Raw genomic sequence first — 15219 nt, forward strand, 5'->3', positions numbered from 1 at the left:
ACCCCGACTTTCCCGTGAGATGGAAGAACTATCCCGCAGCTCTGAGCACGGCCAGCACCAGCGTGCGGGTCACGTCCAGCACATCGGCCAGCGGGACCTGTTCCTTTGGCCCGTGGGCCAACCGCACATCGCCTGGTCCGAATTGGAGGGTCGGCACGCCGGCGGCGGAGTACAGCCGCAGGTCACTGCCATAAGGGGCACCACATTCCTCCGGCTGCGGGCGGCCCGTCGCATCCGCGCAGGCCTCCCCCACCAAGCCACGCAAAGGATCCCCGACCGGCAGCTGGCCGCTGGCGAACTGGCCGCCGGCCCAGGTCACCGTGGCCGGATGATCTCGAAGCCACGGATCGTCCGCGCACGCCTGCGCGACACACTCCTCGAACTGCTTCCGGGCCACGGCCGGATCCTCGCCGAGCTGCACGCCGAGTCGACCCTCGGCCACCAGTAGGTCGGGCACGCTGCTGGCCCAGTCTCCGGCGCACACCTTGCCCACCGACAGCGCGTACGGCAGGCGATACCGCGCCAGCCGGGGGTCGGGCGCGCGATTGCGGCTGGCCTCCAGCCGGCCCAGGGCCTGATGGATCGGCAGGTAGACGTCGACAGCGCTGACGCCGGCCTCCCGCGTGCTCGCATGCGTGGCCTGACCGGGCACCTCGATGCGGAAGGTCAGCGAACCCGCGTTCGCAGTCACCAGGTTTCCACTCGTTGGCTCAGTGATGACGCACGCGTCGCCGGTGTGCCCGCGCCGCAACGTGCCGAACGCACCGAGGCCGCCATCCTCTTCGCTGACAACAAAATGGGCGGCCACCTGACCCCGAAGCCGCACGCCACTGGCCTGGATCGCCTCCAGCGCGGCAAGGTTGGCCACCACCCCGCCCTTCATGTCGCAAGCCCCACGGCCGTGCACGATGCCGCCCACCGTGCGAGGCGTGAACGGATCACCTTCCCAGCGCGCGAGATCGCCCGGCGGCACCACATCGACGTGCCCCTGGAGAATCACCGTCGGCCCGTCGCCGCCGTGCTCCGTCGCGGCCACCAGGCCCCAGGCCTCGTCGCGTGGTGCCTCCGACCCGGGGAAGTCCGGATCCGCCCGCAGCGCCGGCAGATCCATCGACCACAGGTCGACGTCGAGGCCGAGCCGGCGCAGGCGGTGGGCCAGCCAGTGCTGCGCCTCCGACTCCGCCGCCGACCCGGTCACGCTGGGCATGGCCAGCAGCTCAAGCAGTGTGGTGGCAACGGATTGCTCGTCGATGGCCGCCAGCGCGGCCGACTCGGTCTCGTTCAAGGACACGCCTCGATGCTAGGAGCGCCCCCGCCGCGCACTCAATCGCCATCGATTGCCGACCACCACCGATATTTTGCACGGCTTGCTATGTTGTGGCGGATTTTTGCGACCTCCGGAGAGGGGCCCATGGACAGCATCGACGAGGCGATCATCCGGTGCGTCACCGTCAACGCCCGCAGCACCTTCGCCGAGATCGGCCAGGCCGCCGGGTTGTCGCCGTCGGCGGCCAAACGCCGGCTGGACCGCCTCGTCGCCGACGGGGTCATCGCCGGCTTCACCGCCCTGGTCAACACCGAGGTGCTGGGCTGGTCGGCCGAGGCGTACGTCGAGGTGTACTGCCGCGGCAACCCGACGCCGGTCGCCCTGCGACGGGAGCTGGACGCGATCCCCGAGGTGATCGAGGCCTGCACGGTCTCCGGCGCCGCCGACGCGCTCGTGTATATGCGCGCGGCCGACATTCCCCATCTGGAACAGGCGATCCAGCGCATGCGCGAGAGCCACGTCATCGACCGCACGGAAAGCGTCATCGTGCTCTCGCGACTGATCAACCGCCCCCGGTCATGACCACGTCCGTCACCGGAAGTTGCCGGCCTGCTCGGTGAGGTACTGGTGCAGCAGCACGGGTTCGCGTCCGGTCACCCGCTGGAACAGGCCGGTGTCGTGGTAGTCGGTGTTGCCGCGCTCCTGCGAGTTGGCCACGGCATAGCCGCAGGCCGCGATGTGCCGGGCCATGTTCGGCTGGAGCAGGCCGGCCTCGGGCGAGGCGGCCAGGCCCAGCAGCGACTCGGTCCAGGCCTCGCGGCTGATCGGCTCGTAGCCGACCGGGCGTTCGAGCACGTCGCCGAGGATCTTGGCGACCTGGTGGAAGTCGTACAGTTCCGGGCCGGGCAGGTAGTGCGCGACCTTGTCGGCGAACCGCTCCGGACGCAGCAGCGCCACCACGCACAGCTCCGCCGCGTCGAGGGCGTTGAGCCAGCTCATCGGGTTGTCGCCGAAGCAGTTGCGGATGACGCCCTCGTCGCGCACCGACCGCGTGAACAACAAAGGCAGGTTCTCGTGGAACATGGCGGCCATACGCAGGATCGTCACGTCCAGCCCGGCCCACTGCAGGGTCTGCTCGGCCAGCCACTGGCTGCGGCCCAGGTGGCTGGGGTGCCGCTGCGTCGCCGGCCCCATCGACATCACCACCGTCCGGAACTCGCCGCCCACATCCCTTGCCGCCTGGGCATAGTGGGCCGCCGCCGGCACGATGCCCGCGTCGACCGGGAACGTGAAGTAGGCCGCGGACACCCCGTCCAGCGCCACCGTCAGGCTCCGGTAGTCAGTGAGGTCGCCGACGACGAGCTCCGCACCGAGGTCGGCGACCTGCTCGGACCGCTCGTCCAGGCGGCGGACCAGCGCCCGCACCGGCAGGCCTTCCGCCAGCAGCCGACGCACCACGTACGCGCCGGTGCCGCCGTGTTGCCCGGTCGCGCCGGTGACCAGAACAGGACCTTCACTCACTGGGGTTCTCTCTTTCTCGTCAAGGACATGTGCGGCTCCTCGGTCAGTCGGCGAATGCCACGCTGATGTCGGCGAGGTCGAGGGTGATGATCGCCTCGGCGCCGACCCGGCCGCCCACCGCCGTCCGCACGTGGCGGTGGGTGGGAAACACCAGGCCGGACACCGTTTCGTGGGCGTCGATGTGGTGGGCGCCGGGCCGGCCGCCGAACACGTAGGGCGCATAGTCGATCCGCCGCAGCAGGCCGTCCTCGCCGAAGTAGAAGACCTGCTCGGTGCTGTGGGTGGCAATGTGCGGCGGGAACGTCACGCGGAGCCGCCGAAGTGACCATCCGTCTACTTCGGACGGTTCGAGCTCTTCGGTCCGCATGCCCGGCAGCGTCAGCAGATAGGGCGTGGTCAGGTAGTTCCACAAGCCGTACCCGGCGAAGTACAAGGCGTGCAAGGCATCCCAGCCCGCGTCCGCGTCCCCCAGCGGGTAGGACTCCCGCGGCGCGCCCCGCTGGGCCAGGACGGTGCCGTCCGCCTCGGTCACGGTCACCAGGTCCGGGGTGTAGACGCCGCGTCGCCCAGGGCCGGTGAAACCGGCGAACACGGTGCACTGCTCGTGCACGTGGACCTCGACGTCCACCCCGACCAACGTCGTGCCCTGGCCAAGCGCCACGAAGGTCGGGCCGGTGAGGTCGAGCCGGGCCCGGACCTGCTGGACCCGTCGCCACCGGTCCAGGCCTCCGTGCGCCTCCAGCACCAGATCCAGCAGGTCGGACATGCTTCCTCCGGTCAGTTCGTTCACTGAACTCGAAAGTAACACGATTGCGGTTCAGTGAGCGAACTGTCGAGGTAGAGTGGGCACATGGCCCTTCCCCACACGTACGCAGAGGCCAACTGCTCGCTGGCCCGGGCGCTGGAGGTGGTCGGCGAGCGGTGGACGCTGCTGATCATCCGCGACGCCCTGTTCGGCGTGCGCCGGTTCGGCGACTTCGCCACCCAACTCGGCATCCCGCGCGCGGTGCTGACCAGCCGCCTGAAGTCCCTCACCCAGGAGGGAGTGCTGGCCCGGGAGGAGGACGCGGGCGTCGTCGAGTACCACCTGACCGACCGCGGCCTGGCCCTGTGGCCGGTGGTGCGTTCCCTGTTGCACTGGGGCGACGAGACCTACTCCCCCGGCGCGGCCAAGCGCGTGTTCCGACACGAGGCCGACGGCGGGTTGATCGACCATGAGAGCCGCTGCCAGAAATGCGGCGCAGTAGTCCCGGTTCCGGAGATCAGGACCGAGCCCGGTCCCGGCTACCAGGTGCCCGCCGCGGAAATGGACCCTGTGTCCAAAGAGCTGTCCCAGCCCCGCCGCATGCTCACCCCGCTCCGGTGAACGCACTGGTGTTGGGCGGCGGCGGGCCGGTCGGCGTGGCTTGGACTTCAGCCCTGCTGCACGGACTGGTCTCCGCCGGGCTGCCGCTGGACCAGGCCGACGTCGTGCTGGGCACCTCGGCCGGATCGGTGGCCGGCGCCTGGCTGACCATGACCCCCGACGGCCTGCCGGAGCTGCCCGGCCGCATGGTCGACCGGGCCAGGTGGCATGCCGCCAACGCCAAGTCCGGTTACGGCGACAAGAACCTGCTGCGACGAGCCATGGCGCAGTCCACATCGGACACTGAGTCCGCACGGAGCATCGGACAGGCGGCTGTCGCGGCGATCCCGCCGATCTCCAGTGACCAGGCCGAAGAGCTCTGGAAGGCGACCCTGCCCGAGGGCCCATGGTCGCCCCGGCTCCGGATCGCCGCCGTGAACGCCGAGACCGGACAGGCCCGAGCCTGGTCGGCGGCGGACGGCGTCTCGCTGGCCGTCGCAGTGTCGTGTTCGACGGCAGCGCCCGGCGTGGCACCGCCGGTGACCGTGGCCGGCTCGGTCTGGGTCGACGGCGGCGTGCGCTCCGGCACCAACGCCGATCTACTGGTCGACCTCGGTGGCAGTGGACGGGTGCTCGTGTTGGCCCCGGTGCCCAACGACAATCACGCTCGCGAGGCCGACATTCTCGCCGCGCACGGGTTCCAGGTCCGCGTCATCACCGCGACGCCGTTCTACCAGGCCGTCAGCGACCTGCTCGATCCTCAGTTCGTCGACGTCGCGGTGGCCGCTGGCGCGAGCCAGGCCGGAGACATCGCCGAAGATCTCACCGCCTGGTGGCGCGGCTGAGCGCTACCGTGGACCGGTGGCTACGCACAGCGGACGGCACTTTCTGCAGATCCCCGGCCCGACGAACGTGCCAGACCAGGTGTTGCGGGCGATCTCGGCCCCGACAATCGACCACCGCGGCCCGGAGTTCGCGGCGTTCACACTTGACCTCCTGACCGCGCTGCGACCGGTTTTCGGCACCGCCGGGCCGGTCGTCGTCTACCCCGCGTCGGGCACCGGCGCGTGGGAAGCGGCCCTGGTCAACACCCTCAGCCCCGAAGACCGGGTGTTGTGCTTCGAGACGGGGCATTTCGCCGCTTTGTGGCGGAAGATGGCCGAGAGCCTGGGCCTGCGGATCGACTTCGTGCCCGGCGACTGGCGGCACGGCGTCGATCCGACTCAGATGGCCGAGCACCTGCGGCCCGACACGGCGGCGGTGTGCGTGGTGCACAACGAGACCTCCACCGGCGTGGCCAGCCGCATCCCGGAGATCCGGCAGGCGCTCGACCAGGCCGGGCATCCCGCGCTGCTACTTGTGGACGCAGTGTCCTCATTGGGATCGGTGGACTTCCGCCATGACGAGTGGGGCATCGATGTCACCATCGCCGCGTCACAGAAGGGCTTGATGCTGCCGCCCGGTCTCGGCTTCACCGCGGTCAGCGCGAAGGCGTTGGCCGCCAACCGATCCGCCGGCCTGCCGCGGTCGTTCTGGGACTGGCAGCCGATCCTCGACGCCAACGAGGGCGGCTCCTTCCCGTACACACCGGCCACCAATCTCCTCTACGGCCTGCGGGAATCGTTGCGGATGCTGGACGAGGAAGGGCTGCCGAACGTCTGGGAACGCCATCGCCGGCACGCCCTCGCCACCCGGACGGCGGTGCACGCCTGGGGCCTGGGCATCCAGTGCGCCGACGACCGGGAACACTCGGCCACCGTGACCGCGGTCGTGCTGCCGGAGGCCGACAAGGTGCGGGAACTCATCCTGCGGGAGTTCGACATGTCCCTGGGCGTGGGCCTCGGCCGGCTGGCCGGCCAGGTCTTCCGCATCGAGCATCTCGGGCACTTCAACGATCTCAGCCTCGCCGGCACGCTCTCCGGTGTCCAAATGGGACTCCGGCTCTGCGGTGTGCCCATCGACCCGGCCGGCGTCGCCGCGGCGCTGGAGGTGCTCGGTGGGCGGTGACCTCGACGCCCGGTTCGACGACTACACCCGACACCTGTTCTCCCGTGACGCCAGCATGTACGCGATCGAGCCGAAGGGAGTCGTCTTCCCGCGCTCGGCCGACGACGTCGTCACGGTTCTCCGGCGCGGGGAGACGATCGTGCCGCGCGGCGCGGGCACCAGCCTCGCCGGCCAGACCACCGGATCCGGCCTCGTGCTGGACTTCTCCCGGCACATGAACCGGATCCTGGCCATCGACCCGGAGGCCCGGACCGCGCTGGTGGAGCCGGGGGTCGTGCAGGACCAGCTCAACGCGGCGGCCGCCGGGCACGGCCTGATGTTCGGGCCGGACACCTCGACCAGCAACCGCGCCACCATCGGCGGCATGATCGGCAACAACTCCGCCGGCAGCGGCTCGATCCGCTACGGCATGACCATCGACCACGTCCGCGAGCTGGACGTCGTGCTCGCGGACGGCGTAGGCGCGCATTTCGGCCCCGACACGGAGTTTCCGGGCCTGCGGGAGATCGTGCGGGACAACGCGCGGGCGATCGCCGGGGACTATCCGGCGTTCTGGCGGCGGGCCGGCGGCTACCGGCTGGACCGGCTCACCCCGGACGGCCCGATGGACCTGGCCAAGTTCGTCGTCGGCTCCGAGGGCACGCTGGTGGTGGTCACCCGGGCCCTGGTCGACCTGGTGCCCAAGCCCCGGTTCACGGTCATCGCCGTCGGCCACTTCACCTCGGTGCAAGCCGCCATCGAAGCCACCCAGGACGCGCTGGCCGGCGATCCGTCCGGCGTCGAGCTGATGGACCGCACGATCCTGGACCTGTCCCGGCAGAAGATCGAGTACGCCGCGCTGGGCGACATCCTGGTCGGCGATCCCGAGGCGCTGCTGTTCGTCAGCTTCACCGGCGACGACCGGGACGAGCTCGTGGCCCGCCTCGACCAGCTGGCGAAGTCGTGGCAGGCCAACGGACACGGCTACCACACGCTGCGCGCGGAGACGCCCGCGCAGCAGTCGGCGCTGCTCAAGGTGCGCAAGTCCAGCCTCGGCCTGCTGATGGCGGCCAGCGTCGGATCCCACCGGCCGCTGGCGTTTGTGGAGGACACGGCGGTGGATCCGACGCACCTGGCCGCGTACACCCTGCGGTTCAAGGAAATCCTCGACCGAAACGGCATGAACGCCGGCTTCTACGGGCACTGTTCGGTCGGCTGCCTGCACATCCGGCCGTTCGTCGACCTCACCGACCCGGCGCAGGTGCGGCGGATGCGCGCGGTGGCCGGGGAGGTCAAGGACCTGGTCGCGGAGTACGGCGGCGCCAACTCCAGCGAGCACGGCGACGGCCTGGCCCGCAGCGAGTTCAACCGGGAGGTCTTCGGCGACCGCCTGTACGAGGCGATGCGACAGGTCAAGGGATTGTTCGACCCGTCAGGTCGGCTCAACCCGGGCAAGATCGTCGACTCGCCGTTGATGACCGAGCACCTGCGTGATCCCGCACTGCCGGCGGCTGTCGAGTTCCGCACCCGGCTGGACTTCGAAGTCGTCGGCGGCATGCGCGGCGCGGCCGACCGCTGCATGAACATCGGCCTGTGCCGCAAGCGTGGCAGCGGCACCATGTGCCCGTCGTACATGGCCACGCTCGACGAGGAGGACTCCACCCGCGGCCGGGCCAACGCGCTCGTGAAGGCACTGTCCACACCGGACCCGGCTCGCTCACTCGGAGATGAGCGGCTGCACGAAATCCTCGACCTCTGTCTGATGTGCAAGGCGTGCAAGAGTGAATGCCCGCTCGGCGTGGACATGGCGACGCTCAAGAGCGAGGCGTTGTCCCATTACCACGACCGGCACGGCATTCCCTTGCGCACCAGGCTGTTCGGCGCTATCCGCACGCTGAACCGCCTCGGCTCCGCCACCGCGCCGTTGTCCAATCTCGGCGGTTTTCTCCGCCCACTGCTGGGAATCACCACCAAGCGGCCGCTCCCCCGGTTCCGCCGCCGCACCCTCCGGTCGTGGTTCCGCTGGCACACCCGTGGTTCCGGGACGCGGCCGGTCACGTTCCTGGCCGACTCGTTCACCAGCTTCACCGACCCCGATGTCGGCCAGGCGTCGATCGAACTCCTGGAACTGGCCGGGTATCGAGTCAGGCTGACCGGCGAGCAGTGCTGCGGGCGGGCCGCATTGTCCAAAGGCCTGGTCGGCCGCGCCGGCCGGCAGCTGCGCGCCCTTCTGGACACCGTCGGCCCCGACACGCCGATCACCGGCTGCGAGCCGTCGTGCCTGATGATGCTGCACGAGCAACCCGAACTGGTCAGCAGGGTCCGGCTGATCGAGGACCTGTTGCTGGAAGCCATCGACGACGGCCGGCTCACCCTGCGGGCTTTGCCCGGCAAAAAGATCCTGCTACACGGGCACTGCCACCAGAAGGCCGAAGTCGGCACCCGCGCCACTGTTGAACTGCTGCGCCGCATCCCGGGCGTGACCGTCGAGGAGCTGGACGCCGGCTGCTGCGGCATGGCCGGCTCCTTCGGCTTCGAGGCCGAGCACTACGACCTGTCCATGAAGATCGGCGAAGACCGCCTGTTCCCGGCGGTCCGCGCCGCCGACGCCGGCACCTTCATCGCCGCGACCGGCGTCTCCTGCCGACAGCAGATCGTCCATGGCACCGGGCGGACGGCCTTGCACCCCGTGCTTCTCGTGCTCGACGCCGTGAAACGCCTATGACGTCCAACACTGGCCGAAACCCAGCGACACCACATCGATCCGGTCGGCGCTCAGCTCGGATCCACGATCAGGCCTTTGTTGTTGCCGATCCGGGCCAGCACGGCACTCGTGAGCCGTACGTCCCGGCCCGGCTGCCCGACGGCCGAGGAGCAGTCGTGCAGCACGAACTCGTCGGCCGCGGGGAGATAGTCGTGCAGCAGGAGCAGATGACCGCCCCGCAGCCGCTGGTCGAACCTGGCCAGGTCGACCGAGAAGAGCACAAAACCCGACTCGGCGACCACGCTCCTGGCCTGTGCGACGTCCACCCCGGGGGCCACCCGCGATGGAATGCCCAGGTCGTTCCCGAGCGCCGCGAGCGGATGGTGGAAGACACCCTCGATCGTGTCGTCGGCGTTGACCCGAAACCCGCCACGGTCGACACACATGACGGTCAGCTCGTGGAGCGAGAGATCCGTGGTCCGGCCGAGCGTGTCGCCGACCATCTTGAGACAGCAGATCCCGCAGACATGGGGCGCCCAGCGTTCATACGTTTCCTCGTCGGCGCCGAAACACCGCCACGGCTCCGCGACGTCCGGCTGCCTCTTGGGAACATACGCGACCGGTTCTGCCCGCATGACTTCTCACCCGCCGTAGCCGGCCGTGCAGGCACCCGCCCGCACGGCCTGACCGGTCTCAGCCGACGATCTCGGCCTTGCTGATGACCACGTCGTCCTTCGGCACGTCCTGGTGGCCGGCCTTGGAGCCGGTGCTCACGCCCTCGATGCCGTCGACGACCTCGCGGCCCTCGACCACCTCGCCGAAGACCGTGTAGCCCCAGCCCTGGGCGGTCTTGCCGCTGTGGTTGAGGAAGTCGTTGTCGCTGCTGTTGACGAAGAACTGCGCCGTCGCCGAGTGCGGGTCCGAGGTCCGGGCCATCGCGACGGTGTACTTGGTGTTCTTCAGCCCGTTGTCGGCCTCGTTCTGCACGGGCGCGTTGGTCGGCTTCTGGCGCATGCCCGGCTCGAACCCGCCGCCCTGGATCATGAAGCCCCGGATCACCCGGTGGAAGACGGTGCCGTCGTAGTGGCCGTCCTTGACGTACTGCTCGAAGTTCGCGACCGTCTTCGGGGCCTTGTCGGCGTCCAGCTGCAGCACGAAGTCGCCGTGGTTGGTGGAGAACTTGACCTTGGACATGGAGACCTCTCGGTGTGGCTGGCACTGTCGGTGGCCGAGCGTAGCGCACCGTCGCCGGGAGTACGCGCAGGTCGATTGTCAGGGTGAGCCGGTAGCGTCAGCGCCGTGAACACCGGGGACCGCATCCAAGAGCTCGCTGACCAGATCGTGGCGCTGCGTGACGCCTACTACCGGGGCGCGCCGCTGGTGGCCGACGCCGAGTACGACACGGTCGAGGACGAGCTGCGGACCCTGATCGGGCAGCACCCGGAGCTGGCGCCCGACCCGAACCCGCTGGAGCAGGTGGGCGCGCCGGCGGTGCTGCACGCGCCGGTCCGGCACTCGCGGCCGATGCTGTCGCTGGAGAAGGCGACCAAGCCCGACCAGGTGGCGGCGTTCTTCGAGCGGTTCCCCGGGCAGCCGATGGCGGTCATGCCCAAGCTGGACGGCCTGTCGCTGGCCGTGGTCTACGAGGACGGGCGGCTGGTGCGGGCGGTCACCCGCGGTGACGGCACCACCGGTGACGACGTGACGATGCTGGTCCGGGCGCTGGTCGACGGCGTGCCGGAGCGCATCGACGCCCCGGGCCGGGTGGAGGTGCGGGGCGAGGCGGTGATGCTGCGCTCCACCTTCGCCGCCTACAACGCCGCGCACCCGGACAAGCCGCTGATCAACCCGCGGGGCGCGGCCGCCGGCACGCTGCGGGCCAAGGACCCGGCGACGGTGGCCGAGCGGCGGCTCCGGCTGTTCGCCTTCGACCTCTACACCGACGCCGCCTCGGCCGATCTGGAGCAGGCCCTGCAGGCCCTGGGCCTGGAGGCCGCCGACATGCGGCTGTGCGCCGACGCCGAGCAGGCCCAGGCGGTGATCGCCGAGATCGAACGCAGCCGCAACGACCGCGACTACGACCTGGACGGCGCGGTGCTGCGGCTGGCCAACCGGGACGCCTACGCGGCGGCGGGAGCCCGCTCCAACTCGCCGCGTGGGGCGCTGGCCTACAAGTTCGCCGCCGAGGAGAAGACCACGGTGCTGGCTGACGTCGTGTGGGACGTCGGCAAGACCGGCAAGATCGCCCCGGTGGCGTGGCTGGAGCCGGTGTTCGTCGGCGGCACCACGGTCACCCGGGCCACCCTGGCCAACCAGGAAGTCATCAAGGCCAGGGGAATCCGCATCGGCGACACGGTGCTGGTGCGCCGGGCCGGCGACGTGATCCCGTTCGTCGCCGGCGTGCTCGACGAGTCCCAGCGCACCGGCGCGGAGCGGGAGATCGTGCCGCCCACCGCGTGCCCGTCCTGCCAGGCGCCGCTGACCGAGCAGGGCAACAGCCGGGAACTGTTCTGCACCAACGTCTCCTGCCCGGCCCAGACGGTGCGCCGGCTGATCCACTGGGCCTCCCGCGCGGCCGCCGACATCGAGGCCGTCGGTCCGGTGTGGATCGAGCGCCTGGCCGAGTCCGGCGACCTGGAGAACCCGTCCGACTTCTACGCCCTGACCAAGGACCGGCTGCTGGAGTTCGACCGCATCGGCGAGACCTCGGCGACCCGCATGATCGAGTCCATCGCCGCCAGCCGCCAGGTCGGCCTGCGCCGGGCCCTGATCGGGCTGGCCATTCCCATGGCGTCGGAGGGCACCGCCACCCGCCTGTGCCGGGCCGGCTTCGGCTCGCTGGAGGACGTCGCCGACGCCGGCGAGGAACGGCTGGTCGAGGTGGAGGACATCGGGCCTCGGGTCGCTGCCTCCCTGATCGAGCACCTCACCCGGCTTCGCGTCGAACTCCGGCGGCTGCGGGCTTACGGCGTCTCGTTGGACGTGCGCGAGGAGGATCTGCCCCCGGTGGTCGCCGCCGGCGCGCCACTGGCCGGTCAGACCGTCGTCGTCACCGGCGCGATCAGCGATCCCCGCTCCGGTGAGAAGGTCCCCCGCCCCGCTTTCCAGCGTCTGTGCGAGAAGGCCGGCGCCACCATCGCCTCGTCGGTCTCCGCCAACACCGACCTGCTCATCACCGGCGCCGACGTCGGCGCCAGCAAGCTGGCCAAGGCCGAGAAGCTGGAGGTGCGAACCGCCGACCAGGCCGAGGTCTGGCAGCAGCTCATCGAGGCCGGCATCGCCTGACCACTATTCGGCGAGGATGCCGTCGAGGACGCCGCGCGCGGTCGTGGCCTCCTCGTCGGCTCGGCCCACGGTCTGCGCGCAGGTGACCAGCGTTTTCCACAGCGCCCAGCCGCGCCCGCGCGCCCATGTCGCCTCGTCGACGGACAGTCGCTCGCGGAACGCCTGCCGGCCGCCGTCGGTGAGCAGCGTCCAGGCGATGGCCAGGTCGCAGGACGGATCGCCGACGCCACAGGTCCCGAAGTCGATGACCGCCGCCAACTTCCCGCCGTCGAGCAGGAGGTTTCCCGGCGCGACATCACCGTGGAACCAGACGTCCACTCCGTCCCAGGGGGCGTCCAGCGCGGTCTTCCATAGCTCACGGGCCAGATCGACGTCGATATGGCCGTCCAGTGTCGTGAGTGCGCGCTGGGCGATGCCGTCGTAGGTGCGCAGGGTGGCTCCCCGGAACCAGTTGTGCTTGCCCGGCTGCGGGCCGTCAGCGGCGTCGATCCTCTGCAGGGCGGCCAGGAACTCAGCCAGATCGAGAGCGAACCGGACGGGGTCGGAGATGTGGTCGGCCCTCGCCGGTTCGCCTTGCATCCAGTGGTAGATCGACCACGAGAACGGATAGTCCGCGCCGGGACTCCCCTTCGCCACCGGGACCGGGATCGGGAGCGGCAGTCGGGGCGCGAGCACCGGCAGCCACCGTTGTTCCTTGTCGACCGCCAGGGCGTACTCGGCCGCGCTCGGCAGCCGCACCAGCATCGTGTCGCCGAGGTGGAAAGTGACGTTGTCCCAACCACTCTTGGCCACCGGCCGAACCGGGAGACCGGCCCACCGGGGGAACTGGTCGTTGATCAACCGCCGCACTTGCGCCGTGTCCACAGTGATGCGCTGGGGCGCGGGACCGAGATCCGGTGTGCTGGTCAAAGCGGCGTCCTCAGCTTCGGCGGGCGTACGCACGGGCGGCCCGCACACGATCACCGCACCGGGTCGAGCACCACTGCCGGCGTCCGTGGCGCAGCAGATAACGGTTGCAGGGTGGGGATCCGCAGGCGGTGAGGCGCTCGGCGTCGGCGGTGGTGAGCAGGTCGGCGGCGTCGGCGGCGAGCACGGCCAGGGCGTGGTCGACGAGCTGGGTGGTGGGATGGGCCGTGGCCCGATGGGGGCCGTTGGCGGCGTCCCAGTGCAGCAGGGATGCGGCGGGAGCCTTGGTCATCGCGTCGTTGACCGCCGCCACCGCCTCGGTCGGCGCCGGGTGTTGGGCGAGGAGACAGTCGAGCAGGACTCGGATCTGCTCGCGCAGCGTCCGCATCCGGGCCGCGCACATCTCCCGCATGTGGAGCTCCGCACCGGCCGGAACCAGGTCGTGGGCCAGCAGCCATCGCTCGGCCGCCGTGGGCGTGCCCAGCAGGTCGACGAAGTGGCCGGCCGGCAGGGCCACCGCGCTGTTGGCCAGGTCCAGCGCCGGGTGCTGGTCCGCCCCGGGCGCTACCGGCAGCACCAGCTCGCCGTCGACCGTCACATCCACGCTTCTCACGGTACCACTTGCTTCTATCCGTGAGATGACGCTAGCGTCATCTCACGGATACACCCCTACTCATCCATGAGGTTTCGCCATGTCCTCCACCGACCAGCTGGCCATCCGCGTCCTGGGCGGCCCGACCGCGCTCATCTCGTACGGCGGTCTGCGCCTGCTCACCGACCCGACCTTCGATGCCCCCGGCGACTATCCGCCGGGCCTGACCAAGACCGCGCCCGCCGCCGTGACCCTGGCCGAGCTCGGACCCATTGACGCCGTGCTGCTGTCACACGACGAGCACCCCGACAACCTCGACCACTCCGGGCGAGCCCTGCTGGCCACCGTTCCCGTCACCGTCACCACCCCCAGCGGCGCCGTCCGCCTCGGCGGCACCGCCCTCGGCCTACAGCCCTGGCAGACAACTGAACTGTCCCGTCCAGATGGCGGGCACGTGACCGTCACCGCCGTTCCCGCCCTCCACGGCCCCGAGGCCGCCGGCGCCTCAGCCGTCCTGGCCGTCGCCGGCGAGGTCACCGGCTTCGTGCTCACCGCCGACGACCTGCCCACCGTCTACGTCAGCGGCGACAACGCGTCCCTCGACCACGTCCGCCTCATCGCCGATCGCTTCGCCCCCGTGCACACCGCCATCCTGTTCGCCGGCGCTCCCCGCCTCCCCATCTTCGACGGCGAGCTGTTGGTCCTCGACAGCGCCGGCGCCGCCTCCGCCGCCCAGCTCCTCGACGCCCGCTGGGTCGTCCCCGCGCACTGCGACAGCTGGTCCCACTTCACCGAGGGCATCGACGACATCAAGGCCGCCTTCGCCGCGGCCGGCCTCGCCGACCGCCTCCAACTGCCCTGACCACCCCTCAAGCCAAACCGACCCCGCCTCCCCCATCCCCAACGTCAGGAAGGACCCCTTCACCGCACGCCGCCAAGATCAAGGCGCGTTTCCTGACGTTCAACGTCAGGAAGGGGCCCTTCCTGACGTGCGGCGGTGTCCAGGAACTGGCCCTGCCGCTGCTCCCCGGAAGGCCGGCGTTGCCTCAGTCGACGGGCACCTGGGCGGGCGGCACGACAACGTCCACGAGCCCGGTGTCGACGTCGTAGACCAAGCCGGAGACGAGGTAGTTCGGGCGGTGGACGCGCTGCCGGATGATCTCCGCGTCGGCCCGCACAGAGCCGTAGGGGTCGTCGACCGACCGCGCGGGCAACTCCGCCGCCGGGACCTCGAAGTACTCGGCGAGCAGGTCGACGTAGGGCGTCAGCCCGGTCAGGCCGCACTTGGTGTGGTGCAGGATGACCAGGTTCGTCGGGCGCGGCTGGTTCCCGGAGTAGACCTCGCCGACCTTGGCCAGGGTCTTCAGGGCCCGTAACGTCGATGGCGTTATCCGGCCGCCGGGATTGCGCAGCACCGCGGCCTCTCCGTTCCGCAGCCCCAGCACGTGCGCGGGATCGACCCGGGGATCGACGCAGCCGATGACCATCAGCCCGCCTCCTCGCAGCGTCAGCCGCAGCCCTTCCTGGAATGCCCCGGCGGCGAACTCGGCGTTGCGCCACAGGAGTTCGTCCACGCCGACCATGACACCACCCCACTCAGTCCACTTTCTGGA

15 protein-coding genes are annotated in these 15219 nt (G+C 70.4%); 7 read left to right on the top strand and 8 right to left on the bottom strand.

Going from position 1 to position 15219, the window contains the following annotated elements:
* Positions 1–28 precede the first annotated feature (28 nt).
* Entirely contained in the window at positions 29–1291 is a 1263-nt protein-coding gene (locus JJ691_RS17240; RefSeq protein WP_249227993.1) for an ArgE/DapE family deacylase, read from the bottom strand.
* A gap of 120 nt (positions 1292–1411) precedes the next feature.
* Between JJ691_RS17240 and JJ691_RS17245 the strand changes: the two genes are divergently transcribed.
* On the top strand, positions 1412–1849 hold the full coding sequence (locus JJ691_RS17245; protein WP_211769769.1) for an Lrp/AsnC family transcriptional regulator: 438 nt from the start codon (positions 1412–1414) through the stop codon (positions 1847–1849).
* Between the two features lie 9 nt (positions 1850–1858).
* Here the strand turns inward: JJ691_RS17245 and JJ691_RS17250 are convergent, their stop codons facing one another.
* Together JJ691_RS17250 and JJ691_RS17255 are read right to left on the bottom strand one after the other, a co-directional pair.
* The gene (locus JJ691_RS17250; protein ID WP_211769770.1) at positions 1859–2788 is read right to left on the bottom strand and encodes an NmrA family NAD(P)-binding protein; all 930 of its coding nucleotides are present in this window, start codon (positions 2786–2788) and stop codon (positions 1859–1861) included.
* 43 nt (positions 2789–2831) lie between these two features.
* Positions 2832–3554 (bottom strand): hypothetical protein, encoded by a 723-nt coding sequence (locus JJ691_RS17255; protein WP_211769771.1) that lies wholly within the window; start codon positions 3552–3554, stop codon positions 2832–2834.
* Positions 3555–3638: 84 nt separating this feature from the next.
* Between JJ691_RS17255 and JJ691_RS17260 the strand changes: the two genes are divergently transcribed.
* From JJ691_RS17260 to JJ691_RS17275, 4 genes are read left to right on the top strand one after another with little or no spacing between them, the layout of a single operon-like run.
* Positions 3639–4154, top strand: coding sequence for a winged helix-turn-helix transcriptional regulator (locus JJ691_RS17260; protein WP_211769772.1), 516 nt, complete (start codon positions 3639–3641; stop codon positions 4152–4154).
* Positions 4151–4978 (top strand): patatin-like phospholipase family protein, encoded by an 828-nt coding sequence (locus tag JJ691_RS17265; RefSeq protein WP_211769773.1) that lies wholly within the window; start codon positions 4151–4153, stop codon positions 4976–4978. Before JJ691_RS17260 ends, JJ691_RS17265 begins: the two co-directional genes overlap by 4 nt.
* Positions 4979–4994: 16 nt before the next feature.
* Positions 4995–6140, top strand: coding sequence for a pyridoxal-phosphate-dependent aminotransferase family protein (locus JJ691_RS17270; protein ID WP_211769774.1), 1146 nt, complete (start codon positions 4995–4997; stop codon positions 6138–6140).
* On the top strand, positions 6130–8844 hold the full coding sequence (locus JJ691_RS17275) for an FAD-binding and (Fe-S)-binding domain-containing protein (protein ID WP_249227994.1): 2715 nt from the start codon (positions 6130–6132) through the stop codon (positions 8842–8844). The genes JJ691_RS17270 and JJ691_RS17275 overlap by 11 nt, the downstream gene beginning before the upstream one ends.
* Before the next feature lie 50 nt (positions 8845–8894).
* Here the strand turns inward: JJ691_RS17275 and JJ691_RS17280 are convergent, their stop codons facing one another.
* Positions 8895–9458 (bottom strand): hypothetical protein, encoded by a 564-nt coding sequence (locus tag JJ691_RS17280; RefSeq protein WP_211769775.1) that lies wholly within the window; start codon positions 9456–9458, stop codon positions 8895–8897.
* Positions 9459–9516: 58 nt separating this feature from the next.
* Positions 9517–10017, bottom strand: coding sequence for a peptidylprolyl isomerase (locus JJ691_RS17285; protein ID WP_211769776.1), 501 nt, complete (start codon positions 10015–10017; stop codon positions 9517–9519).
* A gap of 105 nt (positions 10018–10122) precedes the next feature.
* On the opposite strand from JJ691_RS17285, the gene ligA reads away from it, so the two are divergent.
* Complete coding sequence (ligA, locus tag JJ691_RS17290; RefSeq protein ID WP_211769777.1) at positions 10123–12108, top strand: NAD-dependent DNA ligase LigA; 1986 nt, start codon at positions 10123–10125, stop codon at positions 12106–12108.
* Positions 12109–12111: 3 nt separating this feature from the next.
* Here ligA and JJ691_RS17295 read toward each other — a convergent pair whose 3' ends face one another.
* Together JJ691_RS17295 and JJ691_RS17300 are read right to left on the bottom strand one after the other, a co-directional pair.
* Positions 12112–13017 (bottom strand): aminoglycoside phosphotransferase family protein, encoded by a 906-nt coding sequence (locus JJ691_RS17295; RefSeq protein ID WP_211769778.1) that lies wholly within the window; start codon positions 13015–13017, stop codon positions 12112–12114.
* 10 nt (positions 13018–13027) lie between these two features.
* Positions 13028–13618, bottom strand: a complete 591-nt coding sequence (locus JJ691_RS17300) for a CGNR zinc finger domain-containing protein (RefSeq protein ID WP_211769779.1) — start codon at positions 13616–13618, stop codon at positions 13028–13030.
* An 88-nt stretch (positions 13619–13706) separates the two neighbouring features.
* Between JJ691_RS17300 and JJ691_RS17305 the strand changes: the two genes are divergently transcribed.
* On the top strand, positions 13707–14468 hold the full coding sequence (locus tag JJ691_RS17305) for an MBL fold metallo-hydrolase (RefSeq protein WP_211769780.1): 762 nt from the start codon (positions 13707–13709) through the stop codon (positions 14466–14468).
* A 184-nt stretch (positions 14469–14652) separates the two neighbouring features.
* Here the strand turns inward: JJ691_RS17305 and JJ691_RS17310 are convergent, their stop codons facing one another.
* Entirely contained in the window at positions 14653–15189 is a 537-nt protein-coding gene (locus JJ691_RS17310) for a carbonic anhydrase (protein ID WP_211769781.1), read from the bottom strand.
* Positions 15190–15219: the final 30 nt, after the last annotated feature.

The organism is Kutzneria sp. CA-103260 (assembly GCF_018263855.1).
In the GTDB taxonomy this organism is placed as follows: domain Bacteria; phylum Actinomycetota; class Actinomycetes; order Mycobacteriales; family Pseudonocardiaceae; genus Kutzneria.

Bases quoted from the DNA above. Each gene is read 5' to 3' on its own strand.
- JJ691_RS17245 (WP_211769769.1), top strand. From the start codon at position 1,412: ATGGACAGCATCGACGAGGCGATCATCCGGTGCGTCACCGTCAACGCC.
- JJ691_RS17255 (WP_211769771.1), bottom strand. From the start codon at position 3,554: ATGTCCGACCTGCTGGATCTGGTGCTGGAGGCGCACGGAGGCCTGGAC.
- JJ691_RS17260 (WP_211769772.1), top strand. From the start codon at position 3,639: ATGGCCCTTCCCCACACGTACGCAGAGGCCAACTGCTCGCTGGCCCGG.
- JJ691_RS17280 (WP_211769775.1), bottom strand. From the start codon at position 9,458: ATGCGGGCAGAACCGGTCGCGTATGTTCCCAAGAGGCAGCCGGACGTC.
- JJ691_RS17285 (WP_211769776.1), bottom strand. From the start codon at position 10,017: ATGTCCAAGGTCAAGTTCTCCACCAACCACGGCGACTTCGTGCTGCAG.
- JJ691_RS17305 (WP_211769780.1), top strand. From the start codon at position 13,707: ATGTCCTCCACCGACCAGCTGGCCATCCGCGTCCTGGGCGGCCCGACC.
- JJ691_RS17310 (WP_211769781.1), bottom strand. From the start codon at position 15,189: ATGGTCGGCGTGGACGAACTCCTGTGGCGCAACGCCGAGTTCGCCGCC.